Below are 21,646 nucleotides of genomic sequence, written 5' to 3'. Positions count from 1 at the left end.
GACCGCGGTCAGGGAAGCCGGGGCAGCATGTCCCGCGCCGCATGACTCAGCATGCGCAGGTTCTCGGCGAACCGCTCCCGGTCCTCGACCGGCAGGGGCGCGAGGAAATAGCGCCTGATGTTCTCCACGTGCACCCGTGACGCGGCGACCGTGGTCCGCTCCCCCAGCGGAGTCAGACGCACCAGCCGTCCGCGCCGGTCCCCGGGGTCCTCGACGCGCTCGACCAGGCCGGCCGCCTCCATGCGGTCCACCAGACGGGTCGCTCCTCCCGTGGTCAGCACCTGCTCCTGGGCGATGGCCCGCATCGACAGCCCCGGCTCGCCGGCACGCCCCAGAATGAGCAGCACCTCGAACATCAGATGGCTGATGCCGCACTCCACCTCCAGAGCCCGGCCCAGGATGTACTCCAGCCGGTTCGCCGCCCCCTGCAACCGCCCGAAGGCCAGGACCAGCGCGTTGTTCGCCGCATCCTTCGACGTAGAGATCTCCGCCTGTTCGTCCACAGTCGTGGCGCCCCCTTCCGTCCCGCTTCCACCCCGCCCACCGATCATGCCGCACAGCAGCAGACGACTCCTCGTTCACTGCCCCCTCTGACCGGTCAGGTGTGTCCATGCAGCGGTGTGACCACAGGTGGGTGGGGGTTACCAGCGGCCGACTGAGAGCCGGCCGTCGATGGTGATCCCGGGAGGCGTTCAGCGCGGTTCTCCTGCGCTGAGACCAGCGTCCGCGGCCCTGCCAGCTGGGCCGGGCCCGCCGACCATGCGGACGCACGCCGGCGCGGTGGCTCCCGGCGTGCCGCGGGTGCTGGGTGCATGGAAGGGGTTCGCTTGCTGCGGTGTTCGATCGGTCTGAGGGTGTGGTCTCGTGTCCTCGCTCGTCGGCTCACTGGGCCAGCGGGTCGGGAGTGGCTCGCCAGGGGCGGCACAGGGCGAGGAAGCAGCCGGCCGCGGCCAGTGCGAGGCTGAGGACCGACAGGGCCATGGGCAGGGCGGTGGGCCGTCCGCCGAGGCCGGCCAGGGCGGGCGCGAGGGCGCCCATCAGGAACTGGGTGGTGCCCAGCAGTGCGGAGGCGCTGCCCGCCGCGTGTGGCGCGCGCTGCAGGCACAGGGCCGTGGTGGTGGGCAGGATCAAGCCGACCGGGCAGGCGGTGAGGAAGAGCGCGGCGGCGATCCAGGGCAGGCCCGCGTGCGTGGCGGTGACCAGGAGGACCAGGGCGATGCCCGCAACACCCAGCAGCGCCAGGCCCGTTGCCAGGACGCGGTGCGAGGAGAAGCGGCCCAGCAGCAGCTTGCCATTGAGCTGGCCGGTCGCGACCAGGCCGATCGAGTTCAGGGCGAACAGAAGGCTGTAGGTCTGGGGGGAGGCGCCGTAGATCTGTTGCAGGGTGAAGGAGGAGCCGGCGATGTAGGCGAACATGGCCGCGAAGCCGAGGCTGCCGGTGAGCAGGTAGCCGGTGAAGCGGGCATCGCGGACCAGGTCGCTCATGGTGCGCAGGGTGCTGGTCAGTCCGCCGGGGCGGCGGTGTGCCGGGGGCAGGGTCTCGGTCAGCTGGGCGGTGGTGGCGGCCAGTATCGCCAGGCCCAGCAGGGTGAGAGCGGCGAAAACACCGCGCCAGGAGGTCAGGCGCAGGAGTTGGGCGCCGAGTACGGGGGCGAGGACCGGGGCGGTGCCGGAGACGAGCATCAGGGAGGACAGCAGGCGGGCGGCGGCGAGTCCGTCGTACAGGTCGCGGACGACGGCCCGGGCGATGACGATCCCTGCGGCGCCGGCCAGGCCCTGGACCAGACGCATGCCGATGAGCACCGCCGGATCCGGAGCGAGGGCGCATACGGCGCCTGCCGCGATGTACACGGTCAGTCCGGTCAGGAGGGGACGTCGTCGGCCGAGGGTGTCGCTGAGCGGGCCGATGACCAGTTGGCCGACGGCTGTGCCGATCATGAAGGCGGTCAGGGTGAGTTGGGTGACGGCCTGTGAGGCGTGCAGGTTTGCGCTGACCTGGGGCAGGGCGGGCAGGTAGAGGTCGATGGTGAGGGGGCCGAGCGCGGTCAGTGAGCCCAGGATCAGCACGAGCGGCAGACGGCGGGGGTGGCGTGCTGGGGTCGGCGGGCCGGGGGCTTGCGTGGGGGCGGCGCCGGCCGGGGATGGTTCGGACATATCTGTTCCAGGGCTTTCGGGGTGGACAGGCCGGGTGCCTCGCGCGCCGGGGGGATGTGTGATCGTTGGCGGCCCCGGGGGCTCCGTCCGTGGGGTTCCGGTGTCAGGGCTTGCGGCCTCGGCAGCCGGACGGGAGCCCCCGGCCGTTGTGCCGCCGCTGCCTGACCGTGCCGGTGCCGTCCGGTCGGCGCGGCACCGCCACGGTCACGGATGAGGTGCGCTGTCCTGGTGGGCCGTGTCAGTGGTCGAGGTGTGCGACGAGCAGGTTGGGGTCCTCGTTCGTGAGGTAGGCGGCGCTGGGGATGTACACCGTGTCGCCGTGGATTGCGACGGACGTGGGGGTCTGCAGGCCGTCGGCCGCGGTGAGCACGGTGGTGTGGGTGCCGTCGGGGCGGACGAGGTCGACTTCGTTGTTGTCGCGGGCGGCCAGGAGGGTGTCGCCGTGGCCGGTGAAGGCGAAGTCGTCGATGGACGGCATGCCGGTGGCGCGGACCTGGACGGGTCCGGCCGTGCCGCGTGCGGTGACGGGGATGCGCAGGACGGTGCCCTTGTCGAGGTTGGTGGCCCAGACGGCGCCGTGGTGCAGCTTCAGTCCGTTGGCGCCGGCGAACGTGGTGGGCTTCAGGGCCTCGTCGTCGGCCCAGACGGTGGCCCTCCCGCCGTGCGCGGGGAGGCGGTAGATGACGCCGTGGACGGAGTCGGTGATGTAGAGACGGCCGGTGCGCCGGTCCAGGGCGAGGCCGTTGGGCAGGCCGTCGGCGGGCAGGGCGGCGATGCGGTGCGGACGGCCGCCTGGGCGTACGGCCCACACGCCGGTGAGGTCGGCCGTACCGGTGGCGTAGGTGACGTAGAGCGTGCCGTCGTCGGCGCGGGCGATGCCGCCGACGAACGCCTTGCCCAGGTTGGGGGTGCTCGCCTTGGCGGGGGCCGGGAGCGTGGCCAGGACGTGGGTGCGGCCGGACGGGGTCACGCGGGCGATCTGCCGGGCGAAGGAGAAGGTCAGGTAGGCGGATCCGTCGCCGTCCAGGGTGATGTTCTCGGGCTGCTGGGCGGCGGGCAGGCTGAAGTGGGCGGCGATCCGGGGTGCGGAGAGTGGCTCGGTGGCCGCGGTGGCGGTGGGTGCGCAGACCAGCAGGGCCGAGGTGACCGCGAGGGAGGTGAGCAGGGTGCGGGGGTGCATGGGGCGGTTCTCCTGAAGGCAATGGGTGACGGTCCGCTGCCGGCCCGTGGGGGAAGCGGGCCGGCAACGGGGTGCAGGGGGCGTGCCCGCGCGGCTCACGGGGCGATGATCTTGATGGTGCTGGCCCAGCCGTGGCCGCCTTCGCGGATCTGCAGGGCCATGTGCAGCAGCTGGAAGCCCTCCAGTTCGCGTGCGTGCTTGAGGGCACCGACGTCGACCGGATTCAGCCCGCCGGAGCTGACGAGGTCGGCGACCTTCCCGCGGGCCGCCTCGTCGTCGCCGGCGATGAAGACGTCCAGCGGCGTGCCGTCGACCTCTCCGGCGGCCAGGGTCGTGGCGAAGGTGGTGTTGAAAGCCTTGACGACGCGCACCTGCGGCGGGGCAGCTGCGGCGATCTGCTCGGCGGCCGAGGTGCCCGGGGCGACGACGAGCGCGTCCAGCGCGGCGTCGACGGGGTTGCTGATGTCGACCAGCACCTTGCCGTTCAGGCGTGCTCCGTAGGAGGTGGCGAGGTGCTTCGCCGCCTCGAAGGGCACGGCCAGGATGACGATGTCCGCGTCGTCCACAGCCAAGTCGTCGGCGGCGTCTATCCGGCCGCCGCCGTGGTTCTGCTCGCGCAGTTCGTCGGCGAGCCGTCCGGCCTTGTCGGCGTCCTTGGCCGTGATGGTGACCGTGTGGCCGCCGGCCAGGGCGCGGGTGGCGATGCCGCGGGCCATGTTGCCGGCGCCGATGACGGTGATCTTCATGGTTGTCGCCTTTCCTGGTGGTGTGCGGCCGCTACTCGACGTGGACTCGCACCACGTCGAACGGCAGGTGCGGGTCGGCGATCTGGAACTGGAAGTTGACGATCAGCAGGTCGGGGCCGTCGAAGGCCGCCGTGGACGGGCTGTGCATGCCGTGGCCGTGGACGGTGCGCACGAGCCGTGCCCCGGTGTAGTCGTGGCTGAGCTTCAGGACGCTGATCTGGCCCTCGGGGTGGTCGAGTTCGGTGACGGCGGTGAGGGTGTTGCCGCGCAGCAGCAGTCCGTCGCCGGAGATGCCCTTGGCGCCGCCGAGGTCGATCGGGACCACCCGATGAGTGCGGACGTCGATGCGGTAGAAGGCGTAGTCGTTGTAGTCGGCGAGCAGGACGTAGCGGCCGTCGCGGGTGACCGCCAGGCCGTTGCCGTTGAAGCCGGCGTCGTAGACCATCGGCGACCGGCTCAGATCCACTCCGACGCGCAGGGGCTGGTGGACGGTCCCGCTGTGCAGCTCGGTTGCGGTGATGTGCCACAGGGCCGGGTGGAGGGAGTCGGAGATGTAGGCGTCGCCGTTCGGGGCGAGGGCCACGTCGTTGAGGAAGACGTCGGTGCGGCCGGTGTCGAAGACGTGCAGCAGGGCGCGGGTGCGGGTGTCGTAGACGAAGACCTTGCCGGTGGCGCCGCCGGCGACGATGAGTCGGCCCGCGCGGTCGGTCTTCATGCCGGCCACCGACGTACGTCCGTCCTCGCCGCCGGGCAGGAACACCCGGGTATCAGGTTGGTGCACGTCGCCGCGGTAGATCGTGCCGTCGGTGGTGCTGCCGACGTAGAAGTAGGGCGTGCCGTGCTGGCGGGCGATGCCCTCGGGGTAGGTCTTGTCACCCGGGATCGTGTAACTGCTGGGCAAGGGAGGCTTTTTCGCAAGGGCGGGGTGGTGGGACCTGCCGCCGCCGGAGGTGGCGAGGGCCGCCGGGGCCGCGCCGCCCAGGACGAGCAGGGCGGCCGTCGCGACAGCCGCGGCACAAAGGCCGCGAAGACGTACTGAGGACATGGTGGATCTCTCTGTGGCGTGTGCCGGAGGGAAAATGAGAACCGAGAGGGGAGTCAGCCGGCGGCGGGGAAGAGGGACCGGTTGGCGATGTCGATGATGAACGGGCCGACGTGGGCGGGGTAGCGGTCGACGATGGCCTTCTTGTATGCGTCGCCGTCGTCGCCGAGGAGTTCGCGGGCGTCGGTGAGGTAGCGGCGGATGTCGTCGTAGACCTCGGGGCCGGCGGGGGCGCCGTGGCCGGCGAGAATCGTGTCGTAGCCGGACTCGGAGGCCAGCGCGTCCACGAGCTGCTGCCAGCCGGTGATGTCGTTGTTGCCCAGGTAGAGGTGGACGTCGTTGTAGACGAGGTCCTGGGCGACCAGGACACCCTGATCGGGCAGCTTGATGAGGAGTTCGTCGGCGGCCTCACCACCGGAGACGGCCTCGAAGACGAACGGGACACCGTCGATGACCTCGCGTCCCGGGGTGATGTCCACGCTCCCGGGCAGGTCGGTGGCCGCGATGGCCAGGCCGCCCGGCAGTTGGGCCGCAGGACGCGCTGCGATCTGCTCACGTACCAGGGGCAGAACGTGGACCGGCACGCCGAAGCGGTCGGCTCCGTTGTAGTGGTCGGGGTGGGCGTGGGTGACGATGAGCCGCTCCAGCGGCTTGCCGAGCCCCTTGGCGTAAGCGACGGCCTCGTCGGCGTAGGCAGGGTTCAACTGGGCGTCGATCGCAATGATCCGTGCCGGGGTCTCGATCAGCTGAGTGGTGGCATGGAAGGTGTCCGCCGGCGACATGTAGCTGTGGATGCGGACCGCGCCCTTGTCGAGGACCGTGACCGTGCCGTTCATAGGATGCTCCTTGCGGTGAGGGCGGACTGGCGCCGCCTTGACGCCCTCCACTCTCGCCGGGAAAGCGCAGGCAGGCGAGATACGCTGGAGACCCGCCGTGGTAAATCGAGGACATTCAGGAGCCCGTGATGATCCCAGCGGACCCTGCCGGGGCTGATCGTGGCCCGGGCGGTGACATCCCCAGGCTCGACTTCAATCCGCCCGAGGAACGGGTCCCCGGCTTCGAGATCATCGACCTGGCCACCCTGCACCAGCGGCGCCGACGCCGGGGCAGCCGGCAGGACGCGGTCCACCGGGTGGACTTCCACACCCTCACCCTCATCACCGAAGGCAGCGGCGAACACGCCGTCGACTTCGTGACCCATCCGCTGCGTCCGGGCACGCTGCTGTGGGTCCGCCCCGGACAGGTGCAACGGTTCGTCCGGCCGGGCACCGCGAACGGCACGCACCTGCTGTTCACGCCCGCCTTCCCGCCGCACACCAGCAGCGCCGACCGGCTGGTCAACGAGTGGTACGGGCCGGGGTGCTGGCAACTGGGTGCCCGTCCGCAGTACGCGGTGCTGTCCACGCTGCTGGGCCAGTTGCGGGCCGAGTACGGCCGGCCGGAGCAGACCGTGTCGGCGGAGATCCTTCAACTTCTGCTGGCGACCGTGTTGTTGCAGATCGACCGGCTGCCCCACCCCCACGGCGGCGGGGACCCGAATGCCGGCGGGGAGGTCTACGCCCGCTTCCGCTCCGAACTGGAACGCTCCTACGCCACCACCCGCCGCGCCGCCGACTACGCCTACCGCCTCGGCTACACCGTCAAGACTCTGACCCGAGCCTGCACGGCCGCCACCGGGCAACCCGTCAAACACGTCATCGACGGCCGTGTCGCCCTGGAGGCCCAGCGGCTGCTGGCACACACCAACGACCCTGTGGCCACCATCGCCCGCCGCCTCGGCTTCCCCGAACCCACCAACTTCGGCAAGTTCTTCGCCCGCCACACCGGAATCACGCCCGGCGCCTTCCGTCAGCTCCATAAAGGCCACCAGTGAGCGGCACATCATGCGCTGCTTACCGCGCCCAGCGGTTCAGGACTCCATGAACGACGCTGTCCGGCCGCGATCACTCGCTTGCTCCACAACCGCGAGGTCGATGCGGACGCCTCCGCAGGGCCGATCTATTTCATGATGCACGGCGTGTCGAGCGAAGAGCGAGCCCGTGAACTCGAGGCCGCACTCCACGCCGCCTTGCACGGAGATTTGGGAACCTCTGCAACGCGCCGTTGCTCCCCACGTCCTGACCTGAACGCTCAGACGAGGACTCGCTGAGGCCACCTATTGATCCTCACGAGGGCCAACTACATATCCTCGCAGCCCGCCGACCTCGTCGACGCCCGAGGGCACGAGGCCATCTATCGATCGAAGCCACAGCAGCGACAGCATCAGCAGCGTGACCGCGACGGGCGCCGCCAGCAGGGCCGTCCGCCGGGAGACGGGCTGCGGCAGGGCGCGGGCGGCCACCAGACCCAGCGCGACGACCAGCAGCAGAGTGCCGAAGGTCCAGCCCCAGCCAAGAGCCTGCTCGGCCGCACGCGTGAGGGGCTTCAAAACGAGTCCCCCGAACGGGGTACCCGTGAACCGCGTCGAGTCATACAGCGAACCCGCCACATGCAGCACGCCGTCCGGCCCCACCCAGGTCTCCAACTCCGTCAGCCGCTCCCCCTTGGGCGTGCGCAGCACCAGGGCGATCTGCCGCACCGCCAGAACGGCGGCGACCAGCCAGAGCACGACGCGCGTCGTCCCCAGCCGCACCGCCGCACCCGTGCCGACGACACCGCCCGGTCCGCTCTGCTCCGCGTTCGCCACGCCCTGTCGTCCCTCCCGCCCCGTTCGCCGTCCCATGGAAAAGGCTTGCACCGCCTCGCTGGTGGCACGTGGGCAACCCCCGCCTCACCTCACAGCCGCCCGTCTGTCGAGTGCGTCCCCCTTGAGGCGGGGGAGCGGGCGGTGGATCGGTGCGGGCGCCGGCAGCATGCCGATGCGCCCGCACGATGGAGGAGTCGACCGAGATGTCACAGTCGATCTCGCCCCCAGCGTCAGCCTGAGCATGAACCTGCTGGAGTAGGCGCTCACAGGTGCCGTCGGCCGACCACAATCGTTGCCGCCCATACACGGTCTTGCCCGGACCGAACCGTTCGGGCAGGTTACGCCACTGAGCGCCTGTCCATACCCGGTGTAGAACCTCGTCGATCACCTGCCGGGTGATCCCGCCACCTGCCACAACGTCTGTTGCTGAACGGCAGGAACGGCCGCAGCCGGTCCCATTCGGCATCCGCCGGATCACCCCGCCCCATGTCCACATCAATGATCCGAACGCGCAGTAGTCGCATGATCGACCGGACACGTCATTGCGCATGGGTCGACTGCTGTGCGGTGAGGAAGACGTTGGACCCGTTGTCCAGGCCGTTCGCGATGCGGTGGGCGATGGGGCGGAAGCGGGAAGCTTCGGTGATGGCGATGAGGTACCGCAGCATGCCGCGTGCCTGGGCGGTGCGGTCGGTGCCGCGGACGCCGAGGTCCCTGAGGCTGTTTTCGAGGCTGGACTCGCTCAGATCGACGCCGGTCAGCGACTGGTTCGCGACGCGGGTGAGGGCGTCGTAGGCCTCCTTGCCGAGGAACCAGTTGTCGTCGGTGGCGTCGTTCTTGTGGGGGAGGTCTGAGGTGAGGTTCAGGACGAAGTCGTGTGGGGTGTCGCTGGAGAAGAACCGCACGACGTGGAAATCGCTGAGCCGTACGACCGCATGCACCGTGGGGGTGTCGTCGTCGCTGCTGATCACAAGGTCGGCGAAACTCCGGCTCTCTGTGGCGTCGGTGACGGCGAGGTTCATCCCGGTGTCGAGGCTGCGTGCGTGGCGGCCGTCGGCGGAGGTTTCAGCGAGGTTCCGCAGCTGGTCGAGCATTGTCAGGTAGGCGCCCGAGCCGCGGCTGATGTTCCAGCGGACCCGTGGGAAGTCGATGTGCTTCTTGCCGACGACGGTCTCGGTGTTGGTCGTCGTATGCTCCGCCGCCGTCAAGTCCGTTCTGTGGCTGTCCACCCAGTGCAAGGTGATCACCAGGAATCCGAGAAGGACGGACAAGGCGACCACGGCCAGGACGCTGGTGGGCATGGTGCGCTCCGGATTGTTCGACGTGCGGCGATGTCACGACTGACACTCACAGCCCGGAAGTTGTTTGGCAGGCCCCCTTTGTCACCGCAGACAATTCCAGACGATCAAGTTTCGCATTCTTTGTCCGGATATCGTGTTTTCGTTGCCTCCCGTGTCTACCTCACTGGCTTTCACCCCCGAGGCCACGAAGGTGGACGCGAGCAGTGCGTGCAAGCGACGTGTCACGGAACTCGCCCCGCAGAGCGGTATCGACACCTTGAGGAACATCTGGCGGGCGACACGCTGGCGCAGCACGCCACCGGCGTCGGGGGCTGCGCGGCAACCTGCTCGATGCCCTGGCCGCCTCTTCGCGCCGGGGGGGGGCGAAGCCCGCGCCCGCACGTTCGCCCGCGCACGTTTCCCGGAGTGATGGCGGCGACGGCCAGGCCACGACAGCCTGAAACAGGCTGCCGGAGTCGTACGTGCAGCAACTGGTGTCAGCGACCGGCGGAAGCGGCCATCCCCCTGGGGCCTTGTCCCACTCGCTGTCGGCTCGGCCTACGGCAAGGCGGGGGCTATGGCGTCACAGCCGAGTTGTCTCGGTAGGGACGCCCAGCAGCATCCGTCCGGTCCTTTTACGCGCACGACGACGACCTGCGCGCGCTGGCCTACCGAGAACAATGACGGACCATGCCCCGGCTCGGGCACACGAAGTCGCGGAGGAACTCCGCGAGAAACACACCACGGACCTGGGGGCCGACGGTACGACAGAGGTTCCGCGCCGCTGAGTAGGCGGGGGCTGGTGGCATCGGTCCTGCCTGCTGGCAGGCGAAGGGACTTGAGTCTCCAGTAGGGGGAGACACAAAGGTGGGGACATGGACGGCGACACGCTCTACTCGATCGGTGAACTCGCTCGACGGACCGGTCTCACGGTCAAGACCATTCGGTTCTACTCCGATCGCGGAATCGTGGCGCCGACGGACCGCAGCCCGGCCGGCTACCGCCTCTACAGCATCGACGCCGCCGCGCGCCCGGACCTCGTGCGGACCCTGCGCGAGCTGGGACTGGACCTTCCCACGATCCGCAAGGTCGTGGACCGCGAGCTCTCGCTTCCCGAAGTCGCCGCAGCGCACGCCGAAGCACTGGCAGTGCAGATCCGCGTCCTGCGCCTGCGGCGCGCGGTGCTGACTGCGGTGGCCGAGCGCGGGTCCACACCTGAGGAGACGAAACTCATGCACCGGCTGGCCCAGCTTTCCGAGGACGAACGCAGACGTCTGATCGGCGATTTCCTCGACGCCGTCTTCGGCGGTCTTGACGCCCCCGCATTCGCGGGGATCATGCGTTCGATGACCCCCGAGTTGCCCGACAACCCGGAGGCAGAGCAGGTCCAGGCGTGGGTGGAGCTGGCCGAAATGTCCCTGGACCCGGGTTTCCGCGCCGTCGTGCGGCGGATGGCCGAGGACCAGGCCGCCGAGCAGACCCGAAGCGACATGACGGTCCCGCGCCGCGACATCGCCGCAGCCGTCCGTGACCAGGCCGCCCCGGCCCTGACCGCAGGCATCGACCCGGCCTCACCCCAGGCCGATCCGATCGTCGCGGAGTTCACGGCTCACTACGCGCACCTCCTCGGCCGGCCCGACGACGTCGAGCTTCGCCGCCGGCTGGCGACTCGGCTGGAGAGCGTGAACGACCCACGTAGGGAGCGATACCTCCAGCTGCTCGCAGTGGTCAACGGCTGGCCGGCCCCGGAGAGTCTGGCTCCAGTGTTCGATTGGTCCGTCCAGGCTCTGCGCGTCCGGACACAGCAATGACGGGGCGGTCGCATGGCGGCATACGCAAGGCGGCATGGGGCGGACTCGGCTGGCGTCGAGTGAAAACGCCGCCGCATATGATCGGTTGATGAGTGCCCCGGTCGTACTTCGGGTGGCCGCGTCGCCGGTCTCTCCCGCTCTCGTTCTTCGCCCCTGACGCATAGAGGACGTTGCCGTATTGGTCGAGGTGAGCCGGGATCCCGCACTGCGCCGGTGGGCGAGCTCTGTCGTGGACAACGATGCCGACGGGACACGCTGGGTGCAGGCTCAGCAGCAGGGCTGGGCAGCGGGGGGACCGGTTCGGCTTCGCCGTCCCTGAGGCACAACCCGGTTCAGTTCGTTGTCGGGCAGCGGGGTGCTCGCAGACCCTCTGACGGGCGATCAAGCGCCGGGCCCGAGCCCCAGACGACTCCTCGAGCGGCGTCAGCGGGCATCACCCCTTCTGAGGGTCGTCCCTCCGCCGAAGTGATGAGGCGGCCTTGTACGTCGGTCTGACGTGTCCGCGGGCACCGCCGCCATAGCTTCGCCTCGTGTCAAAGGAAACCAAGTCGAAAGAAGCACAGGCGAGTCGGCGTTTACAGTCGCTGGATGTGCTGCGCGGTGTCGCCATCATCGGAACGCTGCTGACCAACATATGGATCTTCGTCATCGGCTCCGGGGGCGATCCTGTCCAACTCCTCGGCAGGTCGGAGGAGTTCCTGGCTCCCCTATCGAACGCCATCTCGAACGGTAAGTTTCTCGGGCTCCTGTCGATTCTGTTCGGTGTCGGCATGGCGATCCAGTTCGAGTCGGCGGTCCGCAACGGGCTTCGCTGGCCATGGCGGTACGAGTGGCGCTCGCTCCTGTTGCTGGCCGACGGCTTTCTCCACTTCGCGCTCGTCGTGGAGTTCGACATCCTCATGGGCTACGCGCTGGTCGGCATGGTGATCGCCCCGCTGCTGCGCCTGAGCACCCGCTGGCTGGTGGTGGCGACCGTGCTCTCCGGGGCACTGCACCTGGCGCTGGAGTTCAACCGCATGCTGGCGGGCCGAGCCGCCGGTGGGCGTGCTGGGGACGACGACTGGGCGGAACGGTTCGACGAGGGCTCGTTCGGATTCGGATTCGGCGGCGCCTGGGACGACGAAGTGCCCACAACCTACTTCGCCGAAGTCGCCGGTCGGGTGGGGGACTTCTGGGCCCTTCGCGAGGAAGCGTTCATCATCGCCCCGCCCCTGTCGGCATTCCTCTTCCTGTGCGGGGTGTTGCTGTGGCGGGCGGGACTGTTCAGGGGCGACGCGCGGGCGCACGCGATGAGCCGCTGGCTCGCGGTGGGCGGGCTGACCATCGGCGGAACACTGACGGCGTGGGAAAATCTGCCCCTGGCTGGGAACGACATCATCGGGGCACTGTCCCGCTACACCGTCGCTCCGATCGTGGCGTTCGGCTATCTGGGGCTGATCCTCATCCTGCTGCGCCGCCGTGGCGGCTCGGGGTTCCTCAGCCGCCGCCTCGCAGATGTCGGCCGCACCGCGCTGTCGTGCTACATGCTGCAGAACGTCGTCGCCATAGTGGTCTTCTCCCAGTGGGGACTGGGTCTGGGACCGTTCGGCCCCCTTGGTACGGTGCTGTCCTGGGCGGCGATCAGCGCCCTGCTGATGCTCGCCGCCTGGTGGTGGCTGCGGCACTTCCGCCAAGGCCCGTTCGAACTCGTCTGGCGCTGGGCCGTCAACGCCCCCTTCCAACGCGCCGACCGCAGGCAACGGGAAAAGCGTGATGAGGACGAGAAGCAAGCGGCGGCCGGCAAGACCTCCGTCGGCGCCCCGTAGCGGCACCGTGCTGACAGCGCTGGCTGTGGTCGCGGCCTCGATCGACCTGGTGGAGCTGCTGTGGTTCGAAAGGACAACGGCCCACACCGTGCTCCTGGCCGTCTCCGCGGCCGTGTTCGCGTTCGCCGTCCTGTGGCGCCGCTCGCGTCCGGTGACGGCTCTGGCCGTCGTCGGTCTGGGGTACCTGGTCACGTCGGCCTGGCTGGGTGACCAGGCCGCGACGACGCCCGCCCTGGCGCAGGCAGGCGTGTGGGTCGCCGCGTTCAGCGCGATCGCAGCGGGCACGGCCCGGTTACGACTGGCGGCCATCGCCGCGCTGGGCGCCTGCGTCGCCGTGGACGCCTACCGCGCCCCATGGAGCGCCGAGGCCTACGACGTCGGGCTGGTGGGGCTCTTCTACGATACGGCGGTCTTCGGCTTCATGCCCGTGGTGGTGGTGGCGATGGCAGATGCGGCGCGCAGCCGTGTCCAGCTGGCCGCCACGCAGGCCGAGCAGGCCGAACGGCTGCGGGAGCTGGACGCCCGCGCAGCCGCTCGCGACGAGCGGCTGCGCCTGGCCCGTGAGTTGCACGACGCGGTGGCGGGCCGGCTCAGTGCGGTGGCGATGCGGGTCACGGCCGTCGGTCATGTCCACCGGGACCGGTGCACACCGGAGGGCGAGGCCCTCGCCGAGATCGGCCGGGAGGTCGGCGCCGCGCTGGGCGAGCTGCGCGGCGCGCTGGACTCGCTCAGGGACGACGAGGCCGCCGCCGACCTCGTGGCGCAGCCGTCGCTGCGGGAGGTCGAGGCGCTGGCCGACCAGGCGCGACGGGCCGGCGCCGCGGTGGACATCGTGACCAGCGGCGAACCGGGCCCCCTGTCCCGTATGGTCGACCTCGCCGCCTACCGCATCGTCCAGGAGGCGTTGATGAACGTCGCTCGGCACGCCCGCCCACCACACGCGACGGTCAGGCTCGACTACGGCAGGGATCGGCTGTGCATCCGCGTCGACGACGAGGGAGCGCCCCAGGGCAGGCCGCGGACCCGCCCGACCACCGGTCATGGGCTCATCGGGATACGGGAACGCGCCGCGCTGTGCGGAGGCTCGGCCACAGCGGGCCCCCGGCCGGACGGCGGCTGGAGGGTCGACGCGATGCTGCCCCTCCCGACGGAGGAGGCACGGCAGCAGTGACCATCTCCGTGCTGCTCGCCGACGATCAGGACCTGGTGCGTACCAGCATGCGCATGATGATCGATGTCGAGCCCGATCTCGTGGTCGTCGGAGAGGCCGCCGACGGGGCAGCCGCGGTGGAGCTGGCCGCCCGGCTACGCCCCGACGTGGTGGTCATGGATGTGCGTATGCCGCGGCTGGACGGCGTCGCGGCCACTCGGCAGATCATGGCCCAGGCAGGTCCGCCACCCATCCTCGCGCTCACCACCTTCGACCTCGACGAGTACCTGTTCGGAACGCTGCAGGCCGGAGCCACCGGGTTCGTGCTGAAGGACGACCCTGCCGCCACGTTGCTGGACGGCATCCGGGCGGTCGCCCGCGGTGACGGGTTCGTCTCGCCGGGCCCGACCCGAAGGCTGATCGCCCGGGCATCCAGCCACAGCATCGGGATCGTCACGCTGCCCGACGGCCTGACACCGCGGGAACGCGAAGTCCTCGCCCTGGTCGGACACGCCCTGAGCAACGCGCAGATCGCCCGCCGACTGCGCGTCGAGGAGAGCACCGTCAAGACGCACGTGCAGAAACTGCTGGCCAAGCTCGACGTCCGCACGCGGGTAGAGGCGGCGCTCATCGCGAGCCGGGCCGGGCTCGTCCAGAACGGTTCGGCCGAGCCAAAGAGATGAAAATGCTGGGAGAGCCCGCCGAGAGCAAGTGGATCAAGCGCCTGGTGTGGGGCAGCTGTTGAGCCTGCTCGTCGATCTTGTTCATGGCCTGCTGCCGCTCAGCTGCACCAAGCGGTATTCCTGTTCCGCGAGTGAGGCGCGGGGCCTACGGCTGTCACGTGACCGACCCGGCAGCCGCTCCCGTCCTCAGACCGGGCCCCATCGGTCGATCGCCGACCGGAGGCCCAGCGGGAGCGGTTTCTGTTTCTCCTCCGAGATCGGCCAGTCGACGCATGGGGTGCGCCACATCACCTCGAACTCGTCGCCATCCGGGTTCACGCCCTGCAGGGGCCTGGCCGTCAGGAGGTCGGTGCTCCCCGTCAGGCCTGGCGCGCTTCGAGAAGTTCCGCCGTCTCGGCGGGTTCACCAAGTGGGCCAACCTCCCGGGCGAGATGGTGCAGTCCGACGGGTCGCCCTGCGAGCCGGGCGCGTCGGGTTCAAGGGTGAAGAGGCCGAGATCTGCTTTCCCCCCTGCACAGTCGGCGAGAAACCCCTGGCCGTCTGCCAGCCGGAGCATCAGTTGAGGGACATGCGCCCGCACCCCGCTCGGCCCGCGCCACCGCAGTCCAAGCGGCCGGGCGGCCGGGCGGCCAAGCCAATGACGCGCGGGTGGCGATCGAGGAGCATCACGTGCAGTCGCATCGCCGCGGATCCGTAGTGCATCAATTGCCCAGTGGTTGACGGGCCACCACCATCCCGGCGCCAGCCGCCTGCTCTTGCGGGCTGGAGACGGTTGCAGCGTGGGCACCGCTCAAAGGCCACCTCAGGAGCAGCCGCCTGGTCATCTGGAAATCTTGAGGTGCGAGGAGGTGCTTCCACGCCCTACCTGCCGCCGCGCCGGGAACAGCCGGCCCGGCCGGCAGTGTTGCATCGACCGAGGGACCGGCGCTGCACGAGCGGGGAACAAGGAGACCACCAGGTCGTCCGTCCCACCAGGATCCGGGGCTCCAGGAGCGGTACGCCCGCCGCACACTCGGACCAAGACGTATTTCCACAGGAGGACTGCTTGATGACTGACCGGCCCTTGACGTTTATGGCCGTACACGCCCACCCCGACGACGAGGCCACCGGAACCGGAGGGGTCCTCGCGCGGTACGCGGCGGAAGGCATCCGCACGGTTCTCGTGACGTGTACCGACGGCGGTTGCGGTGATGGACCGGGGGGTGTCAAGCCGGGCGATCCCGGGCACGATCCGGCGGCGGTCGCCCTGATGCGCCGTCAAGAACTCGAGGCGAGCTGTGACGTCCTGAAGATCAGCGACCTGGAGATGCTGGAGTATGCCGACTCCGGGATGATGGGCTGGCCCAGCAACGATGCCCCCGGATCCTTCTGGCAGACCCCCGTGGAGGAAGGCGCGGCCCGACTCGCTGAACTCATGCGGCACTATCGACCCGATGTGGTCGTCACCTACGACGAGAACGGTTTCTACGGCCATCCCGATCACATCCAGGCCCACCGCATCACGATGGCGGCGCTGGAGATGACCGCGCTGACACCGAAGGTGTACTGGACCACGGTGCCCCGTTCGGGAATGCAGCGGTTCGGGGAGATCATGCGCGAGTTTCATCCGGACATGCCGGAGCCGGATCCTGCCGAGGCCGCCGCGATGGCCGAGATCGGCCTCCCCGACGATGAGATCACCACATGGGTGGATACCACCGCTTTCAGCGGCCAGAAGTTCGACGCGCTGGCCGCGCACGCCAGTCAGGGCGAGAACATCTTCTTCCTCAAGATGGGCAAGAAGAGATTCGGCGAGTTGATGGGCATGGAGACCTTTGTACGGGTCCAGGACTCCACCGGCGCGGCCGTACCCGAGAACGATCTCTTCGCCGGACTGCGCTGATCCACCCATCCGGGGCGGAGCTAAGAGCTGTCCCGTAATCCCCGGCGGGCGCACGACGCCGGCTACGGCACCTCGCCGCGTTGTCGGAACGCCCGCATACATCCAGCATGCGGACGCCCCTCCGCCTTGCGATGCTCCCCCGCTGCCTGAACGGCGTGGGAGGTGCCCCCAGCATCCGACGCCGTGCGCTGACCCACCGCGGATTACGGGACAGCCCTTAGGGAAGGCTCATCGGGCGCGCGGCGCGATCGAGCGCGTCACACAGCCGGGGGCCTTTCCGCGCGGTCTCCGCGGCCCATGGCCATGGCCACTCGGCGGCCGATGAGCCAGGAATCCGAGATCGACGGTCCCACCCTTCACGTGATCTTCGGCAAGTAGCGATGCCGTGATGGATGAGGGGGCGCCTGTCGTGCTCGGCGGGGCGTCAGGGGCCCTGCTGAAACGGGCTGTGCGGCGTTGATCGAGGCCGTGTCGGGCAGGACGAGGACTGATGGGCGGCGTGTTGTCGCGGAGTGGAGACAAGAGGTGACTGACTCATAGAGCCTTCGTCGTGGTCGGCCTGATGCTCGTGGCCTGATGCTCCTGGCCGGATGCGAGGACTCACGAGGAATGCCGCCCCCGCCGCCCACTGGAATGTCTGCCATCGCCTCGTGTGCGACGGCACCAGGGGTGCTGATCACTGACCTGAACGACGACGGGCATCCGGATCGCGCATCCGACCCGTCCCGTAGTGGCACTCACTTCACCATCACCTTCGGTGTCGGCTCGGCCGATGAAGCGACTGTCGGGGCGCGAGCCTTGGCCGACTACACCGGTGGCCGGCAGGGGTACGTGATCGGCGCGCCGCCGCGGACTTCAACCGTGACGGATGGGCCGACCTGGGCATCGTCGCGAGAGACAGGCAGGCAGGCGATAACCCGATCCATTTCTGCGGATCACTTGAGCGGATACGGGGGCTCGTCGAGGCGTGGAGCGAGCTCACCGGCCTGGGTGACACCTGACCTTGTTGCCCGCTCGCCGCGCTCCGCAGGAGGGTGCCGGTGGTCCAGGTCTCCAACGAACGCCCGGGAGACGAAGACCTTGCCCCGGTCGATGACGTTCGATGAACGCCGCCAGCGGCAGCAGCCACTGCTGCTGACATCGGGTGCGGGCAGCCGCCGGATGCCCCGCACCGGGCGTCGTCCGGGCTCTGGAGGCGGCGCTCATGCCACGGCGTAGTGACCGAGGGCCGGTTCCAGGAGGCCGAAGGCGTCGGCGGCTTCTTCCGCGACGACTGCGGCGATCTCGTCGTCCGTGCGGCCGGCGAGGGTCAACTCCTGGATACGGCGGAACATGACGCGGTGCACCGCTGCGAGGAGGGCCGCGGCGGTGCGCGCGGTGATGGCGTCAGGAGAGGAACCGGTGGCCTCGGCGAGGGCGGCGGCGAGTACTTCTTCGCGCCGGTCGTGCAGTGTGCGCAGGCAGGCCGAGAGAGTCGGACTCTCGTGGATCATCCGGGAGAAGTCCTGGCCGGCGAAACCGATCACCGGGTCCTGGGCGGCGACGCCCGCTTCGAAGGTACGGCGCAGCGCGCCGAGGGCAGACTCTCCGGCGCGGCGGGCGGCCACGGCCTCGGCCAGGCTCGCAACGAACGTCTCCTGGTGGTCGAGGGCCATGTCCTCCTTGCGCGGGAAGTAGTTGGTCACGGTCTTCTTGGCGACGCGGGCGGCGGTGGCAATCTCCGCGATGGTCGTCGACTCGAAACCCTGCGCGATGAACAGGCGGGTGGCGTGGTCGGAGATCAACTGCCGGGTCTCGCGCTTCTTGGACTCGCGCAGTCCGGTGCTCTCGATACTCATGGCTAAATCTTACATCCTTAGTAAAATTATGTTGACCTCAAGCTCGCCTCTGGACTAACTTTACGTCCAACGTAAGTTTCACTTTCAGCTTGCGTCGCCTGCTCCCTATTCGTCCCGAACCGAAGGAACCCGCGTGCAGATCACTGCTTCCACCGTGTCCCTCACTGTCGACGACGTGGCCGCGTCCCGCTCCTTCTTCATCACCCACCTCGGCTACGAGGAACGCATGGCTGCCGACGGCTTCTCCTCGCTGAGCCGGCCCGACGCCGCGGCCGACATAGTCCTGTTGCGGCGGGGCATGGAGGTCCTGCCGACCGACCAGCGCGATCAGCGCGCCGGCGGGCTCATCCTCGCGTTCACTGTCGACAGCGGCATCGCCGAGGAAGAGGGCAGGCTCCGGGCCGCGGGCGTCGACATCACCATGCCGCTGCGTGAAGAGCCGTGGGGCGAACGCCTCTTCCAGATCACCGACCCCAACGGTGTGGTCGTCCAGTTCGTGGAGTGGGCCTCCGCCACGACCTGACCTCCGGCACCGCAGACAAGTCGACCACCCCACGGAAGCGCACCAGTTGCGCAAGCGTGTACCGCATCGCCTCCACCCACGATGGCTTCATTGCCGGGCCTGACGGGGCGGACCCATCGGCCCCCACGGCTTCTGGCCGATCGCTCCCGGCGACACCAAGCACCTGGCCGCTACGTACCCCGACACACACGCTGCACCGCAGCGGCCCGCGAGCTGCTGGGCATCACAGGCGAGGGCACCTATTGCGACGCCGTCCTCGAGGGCCGCATGAGCCACGAGATGGAAGGGCGGGGGGGGCACCTTGGTGTAATGCAGGCAGAGGGCACCTGAAGGCCTGCAGCGCGCGGTGACGAGCCGCGGCGTCAGAGCGTGCACAACCTCGCTGTGCGGGTCTGCGGCGAAGCGCAGTACAGACCCCAGCTGCTCCGCCAACGCGGCGGCCGGGTCATCCGGGGTATCGGTGGGGGAGTGGTGGGCGGGTTCGGCCAGTGCTGTTCAGTTCGCATCTGCCCGTCTGTCTTTCTGCGTACGGCGGGATGGGCCCAGGTGCATCCGGCTGCCTCTCCATGAGGATGGCGGCGTGCCGGGTGATTCTTCGCCGGAGCCCGCTAGCTCTGCCTCTGGCGGGTGAGCGCCTTGGGCAAAGGCCATGATGTGTTCGGTGGCGGTGCGCAGTTTGGTGCTGGTGCCGGTGGGGCACGTCGACAAGGCTCGGCAGGCCTCTTCGGGAGGCATATGTCCAAGGGTGACGATGGCGCCGATGGCCTGGTCGACGATGGCGTGTGAGGTGATGGCCTGCTGGAGCTGAGCGACTTCCACGGCGAGACCTTCGTTTTCCAGGACGAGGTCGCTGTTTCAGATTTATTCCGCTTGGCCGCCTGCCGACGACGTTGGGTGGATCGCGACCACCGGCCTGACCCTCGGACACTCAGCAGGCCGCCGGAAGTACAGCCCGGGACCGGGGTGGGCTCCAGTCCGCCGACACGTCACGAGGCGTCGTGTTGATCGACCAGGCCCCGGAAACATGAGCCGGAATCGGCCATGTCGGCTCGGGTGCCCCTCTCCGGACAACTGCAGGCCACCCGCTTGGCCTCGGCCGTCGCGGCAAAGAACGCGGACAGAAGCCTTGCCGGCCTGTGGGGCAGGGGGCCGGTGGATCTCGAGGGCGGGCCGTGGATGGTGAGGTGCTTGGCGAGCGTGGTGAGCCCTTCTCCCTTTGGAGCAGGTGGCGATCAGGCACGGGCGATCGCGCGGGTGTGTACTCACGGCAGGCTCGTGATCTGTGTCCCGCCTGCCAAGACGGCCCGCACTCGAGTTGTCCGGAGGCTGTAAGAGATCCGGCCCGGCCGTACATCTCCCGGTTGACGGCAGTTGACGGACGGACCATGGAGGTGTTGTGAGACGACGACGAACAACCGCAGGGAAGTACGGTGACCCGGACGGACACCGGGCCCTGGAGGCTCTCTACACGGCTCATGCCGATCGGGTACTCGCGTATCTGCTGCACCGTACGGACCGGGAGACAGCACAGGACATCCTGTCGGAGACCTTCGTGCTCGCCTGGCGCAAGTCCGGCTCCGTACCCGACGATGCTCTGCCGTGGCTGCTCGCTTCGGCTCGGCGGCTGCTCGCCAACCGCGTGCGGTCCGACCAGCGGCACCGCGCACTGGCCGAGCGCTTGGCCGTGATGGCCGACCGGCCGGAGGCCTCGGAGATCGGCGACGCGATAGGGACGCGTGCCGAGGTGGCCGCCGCGCTCTCGGCGCTTTCGGAACAGGACCGGGAGGTGCTCGTTCTGAGTGCCTGGTACGGCCTGACGTCCAAGCAGGCGGCCGTGGTCGTGGGCTGCACGGCCACTGCCTTCGCCGTGCGCCTGCACCGGGCACGCAAACGGTTCAGGGCTGCGCTGCCCCGTACAGCCCATGTGCAGCCGGTCCATGGCGCTCTTGCCCAGCCCCATCTCACCCAGCGGGAGTCAGCATGAAGCCGACCATCACCCAGCACGGCCAGGCACCCGACCTCGCCGCCATCCGAGCCCTGCGCCCCACCGGCGACGACACCAACGGCTGGACCACGTCCCCCGACGGCCAAGCCGTCCTGCGGAACATCCTGCGACGCACCGAACAGCCGCCTGCCAGGGCCGGTTCAGCCAGGCGTCGGCATCTGTTCATGGTGAGTGCGGTCACGGCCGCCCTCCTGGGGGGCGCCACCACGGCCGCCGTAGCCACGCTCGGGCCCTGGGATGAGGACGGGCGCAATGTCATGTGCGCTCGCACACTGTCACCCGAGGCCGACCTGAGCCAGCTGCCGCTCAAAGACATGAAGGATTTCGATCCGCGGGACGCGACGCGTTCCTGCGCCGTGACCTGGGACCGGCTGTGGAACCAGCCTGGACAGGGCACGGTGCCACCGATCCCCAGACCGACCTGGTTCGTGGCCTGCTATCACCCCAACGCGCAGCCCGACCACGGCGAGTCCTCCGCCACCGACGGCCATGAGGTACTCGGCGGGCCGGTGATCTACCCGGCGGACGGCTACGCCACGAAGAAGGCGGCCTGCGCGGCCATCGGCTCCAAACCCGTGACAGGCGGCTGAGGCCGACGGGGGACAGCTGACGCAGGTCGTTTCGAAACAGCCCAGGAGTCCAGAACACGGCCTCCGGCCTCAACAAGCGGGGGCCAGGGCTCGACCGGCTTGTCGTGCAGGACGAGGATGCCGGCCGCGTTGCAACCGTCGACCAGCTCGGTGGCCAAGGCCGTGATCCGCTCCAGCGCGGTGGCCACCGAATCCTGCGCCAGCAGATCCCGAGCCATCACCGCCATCTGTGCGCGAACCGACCCCAGTACACCGTGTCCATGGCGTCTCA

18 protein-coding genes and 2 pseudogenes are annotated in these 21,646 nt (G+C 69.2%); 9 read left to right on the top strand and 11 right to left on the bottom strand.

Features of this window, described 5'->3' with window-relative positions; genetic code table 11:
• Positions 1-8: 8 nt before the first annotated feature.
• From ACZ43N_RS36980 to ACZ43N_RS36955, 6 genes are all read right to left on the bottom strand, one after another.
• Positions 9-503, bottom strand: a complete 495-nt coding sequence (locus ACZ43N_RS36980; RefSeq protein ID WP_468103484.1) for a MarR family winged helix-turn-helix transcriptional regulator — start codon at positions 501-503, stop codon at positions 9-11.
• A 379-nt stretch (positions 504-882) separates the two neighbouring features.
• Positions 883-2,154, bottom strand: coding sequence for a multidrug effflux MFS transporter (locus tag ACZ43N_RS36975; protein WP_468103483.1), 1,272 nt, complete (start codon positions 2,152-2,154; stop codon positions 883-885).
• Between the two features lie 238 nt (positions 2,155-2,392).
• Positions 2,393-3,334 (bottom strand): SMP-30/gluconolactonase/LRE family protein, encoded by a 942-nt coding sequence (locus tag ACZ43N_RS36970; RefSeq protein ID WP_468103481.1) that lies wholly within the window; start codon positions 3,332-3,334, stop codon positions 2,393-2,395.
• Positions 3,335-3,429: 95 nt separating this feature from the next.
• Positions 3,430-4,080, bottom strand: a complete 651-nt coding sequence (locus ACZ43N_RS36965) for an NADPH-dependent F420 reductase (RefSeq protein WP_468103480.1) — start codon at positions 4,078-4,080, stop codon at positions 3,430-3,432.
• 31 nt (positions 4,081-4,111) lie between these two features.
• The gene (locus ACZ43N_RS36960) at positions 4,112-5,125 is read right to left on the bottom strand and encodes an SMP-30/gluconolactonase/LRE family protein (RefSeq protein WP_468103478.1); all 1,014 of its coding nucleotides are present in this window, start codon (positions 5,123-5,125) and stop codon (positions 4,112-4,114) included.
• A gap of 53 nt (positions 5,126-5,178) precedes the next feature.
• Positions 5,179-5,958: an MBL fold metallo-hydrolase gene (locus ACZ43N_RS36955; protein WP_468103477.1), complete on the bottom strand. Its 780-nt coding sequence runs from the start codon at positions 5,956-5,958 to the stop codon at positions 5,179-5,181.
• A 128-nt stretch (positions 5,959-6,086) separates the two neighbouring features.
• On the opposite strand from ACZ43N_RS36955, the gene ACZ43N_RS36950 reads away from it, so the two are divergent.
• Positions 6,087-6,995, top strand: coding sequence for an AraC family transcriptional regulator (locus ACZ43N_RS36950; RefSeq protein WP_468103475.1), 909 nt, complete (start codon positions 6,087-6,089; stop codon positions 6,993-6,995).
• A 378-nt stretch (positions 6,996-7,373) separates the two neighbouring features.
• Here ACZ43N_RS36950 and ACZ43N_RS36945 read toward each other — a convergent pair.
• The 3 genes and pseudogenes from ACZ43N_RS36945 to ACZ43N_RS36935 form a co-directional block, all read right to left on the bottom strand.
• Positions 7,374-7,844, bottom strand: a pseudogene (locus ACZ43N_RS36945) (hypothetical protein); the annotation flags it as partial.
• 232 nt (positions 7,845-8,076) lie between these two features.
• Positions 8,077-8,274: pseudogene (locus ACZ43N_RS36940) on the bottom strand (transposase); the annotation flags it as partial.
• Positions 8,275-8,347: 73 nt separating this feature from the next.
• A complete protein-coding gene (locus ACZ43N_RS36935; protein WP_468103474.1) occupies positions 8,348-9,109 on the bottom strand; it encodes a ribosome-inactivating family protein in 762 nt (253 codons plus the stop codon).
• A gap of 854 nt (positions 9,110-9,963) precedes the next feature.
• Between ACZ43N_RS36935 and ACZ43N_RS36930 the strand changes: the two genes are divergently transcribed.
• From ACZ43N_RS36930 to ACZ43N_RS36910, 5 genes are all read left to right on the top strand, one after another.
• Positions 9,964-10,899 carry a MerR family transcriptional regulator gene (locus ACZ43N_RS36930; RefSeq protein WP_468103472.1) on the top strand — a complete coding sequence of 312 codons (936 nt, stop codon included), beginning with the start codon at positions 9,964-9,966 and terminating at the stop codon, positions 10,897-10,899.
• Between the two features lie 530 nt (positions 10,900-11,429).
• Positions 11,430-12,704: a DUF418 domain-containing protein gene (locus ACZ43N_RS36925; protein ID WP_468103470.1), complete on the top strand. Its 1,275-nt coding sequence runs from the start codon at positions 11,430-11,432 to the stop codon at positions 12,702-12,704.
• Positions 12,705-12,711: 7 nt separating this feature from the next.
• On the top strand, positions 12,712-13,875 hold the full coding sequence (locus ACZ43N_RS36920) for a sensor histidine kinase (protein ID WP_468103469.1): 1,164 nt from the start codon (positions 12,712-12,714) through the stop codon (positions 13,873-13,875).
• Complete coding sequence (locus ACZ43N_RS36915; protein WP_468103467.1) at positions 13,872-14,537, top strand: response regulator; 666 nt, start codon at positions 13,872-13,874, stop codon at positions 14,535-14,537. Before ACZ43N_RS36920 ends, ACZ43N_RS36915 begins: the two co-directional genes overlap by 4 nt.
• Positions 14,538-15,585: 1,048 nt before the next feature.
• A complete protein-coding gene (locus ACZ43N_RS36910; protein ID WP_468103466.1) occupies positions 15,586-16,419 on the top strand; it encodes a PIG-L family deacetylase in 834 nt (277 codons plus the stop codon).
• Between the two features lie 1,202 nt (positions 16,420-17,621).
• On the opposite strand, the gene ACZ43N_RS36905 is transcribed toward ACZ43N_RS36910, so the two are convergent.
• Positions 17,622-18,257, bottom strand: a complete 636-nt coding sequence (locus tag ACZ43N_RS36905; protein ID WP_468103464.1) for a TetR/AcrR family transcriptional regulator — start codon at positions 18,255-18,257, stop codon at positions 17,622-17,624.
• Between the two features lie 133 nt (positions 18,258-18,390).
• Here ACZ43N_RS36905 and ACZ43N_RS36900 point away from each other — a divergent pair, with 133 nt between their 5' ends.
• Entirely contained in the window at positions 18,391-18,780 is a 390-nt protein-coding gene (locus ACZ43N_RS36900) for a VOC family protein (RefSeq protein ID WP_468103462.1), read from the top strand.
• A gap of 495 nt (positions 18,781-19,275) precedes the next feature.
• Here ACZ43N_RS36900 and ACZ43N_RS36895 read toward each other — a convergent pair whose 3' ends face one another.
• Positions 19,276-19,599: an ANTAR domain-containing protein gene (locus ACZ43N_RS36895; protein WP_468103460.1), complete on the bottom strand. Its 324-nt coding sequence runs from the start codon at positions 19,597-19,599 to the stop codon at positions 19,276-19,278.
• 577 nt (positions 19,600-20,176) lie between these two features.
• Here ACZ43N_RS36895 and ACZ43N_RS36890 point away from each other — a divergent pair.
• Both ACZ43N_RS36890 and ACZ43N_RS36885 read left to right on the top strand, forming a co-directional pair.
• Positions 20,177-20,764, top strand: a complete 588-nt coding sequence (locus tag ACZ43N_RS36890; protein WP_468103458.1) for an RNA polymerase sigma factor — start codon at positions 20,177-20,179, stop codon at positions 20,762-20,764.
• Positions 20,761-21,375 (top strand): hypothetical protein, encoded by a 615-nt coding sequence (locus ACZ43N_RS36885; RefSeq protein WP_468103456.1) that lies wholly within the window; start codon positions 20,761-20,763, stop codon positions 21,373-21,375. The genes ACZ43N_RS36890 and ACZ43N_RS36885 overlap by 4 nt, the downstream gene beginning before the upstream one ends.
• The last annotated feature ends 271 nt before the right edge of the window (positions 21,376-21,646 follow it).

Source organism: Streptomyces sp. NPDC030814 (assembly GCF_055572155.1).
Note: the sequence above shows the minus strand (reverse complement) of the source record. Positions and strands in the feature narration are given on the sequence as shown.

What these genes read in the sequence shown, in the direction of transcription:
- ACZ43N_RS36975 (WP_468103483.1), bottom strand. Translation starts at nt 2,154, where the DNA reads ATGTCCGAACCATCCCCGGCCGGCGCCGCCCCCACGCAAGCCCCCGGC.
- ACZ43N_RS36970 (WP_468103481.1), bottom strand. Translation starts at nt 3,334, where the DNA reads ATGCACCCCCGCACCCTGCTCACCTCCCTCGCGGTCACCTCGGCCCTG.
- ACZ43N_RS36965 (WP_468103480.1), bottom strand. Translation starts at nt 4,080, where the DNA reads ATGAAGATCACCGTCATCGGCGCCGGCAACATGGCCCGCGGCATCGCC.
- ACZ43N_RS36960 (WP_468103478.1), bottom strand. Translation starts at nt 5,125, where the DNA reads ATGTCCTCAGTACGTCTTCGCGGCCTTTGTGCCGCGGCTGTCGCGACG.
- ACZ43N_RS36955 (WP_468103477.1), bottom strand. Translation starts at nt 5,958, where the DNA reads ATGAACGGCACGGTCACGGTCCTCGACAAGGGCGCGGTCCGCATCCAC.
- ACZ43N_RS36950 (WP_468103475.1), top strand. Translation starts at nt 6,087, where the DNA reads ATGATCCCAGCGGACCCTGCCGGGGCTGATCGTGGCCCGGGCGGTGAC.
- ACZ43N_RS36935 (WP_468103474.1), bottom strand. Translation starts at nt 9,109, where the DNA reads ATGCCCACCAGCGTCCTGGCCGTGGTCGCCTTGTCCGTCCTTCTCGGA.
- ACZ43N_RS36930 (WP_468103472.1), top strand. Translation starts at nt 9,964, where the DNA reads ATGGACGGCGACACGCTCTACTCGATCGGTGAACTCGCTCGACGGACC.
- ACZ43N_RS36910 (WP_468103466.1), top strand. Translation starts at nt 15,586, where the DNA reads ATGACTGACCGGCCCTTGACGTTTATGGCCGTACACGCCCACCCCGAC.
- ACZ43N_RS36905 (WP_468103464.1), bottom strand. Translation starts at nt 18,257, where the DNA reads ATGAGTATCGAGAGCACCGGACTGCGCGAGTCCAAGAAGCGCGAGACC.
- ACZ43N_RS36885 (WP_468103456.1), top strand. Translation starts at nt 20,761, where the DNA reads ATGAAGCCGACCATCACCCAGCACGGCCAGGCACCCGACCTCGCCGCC.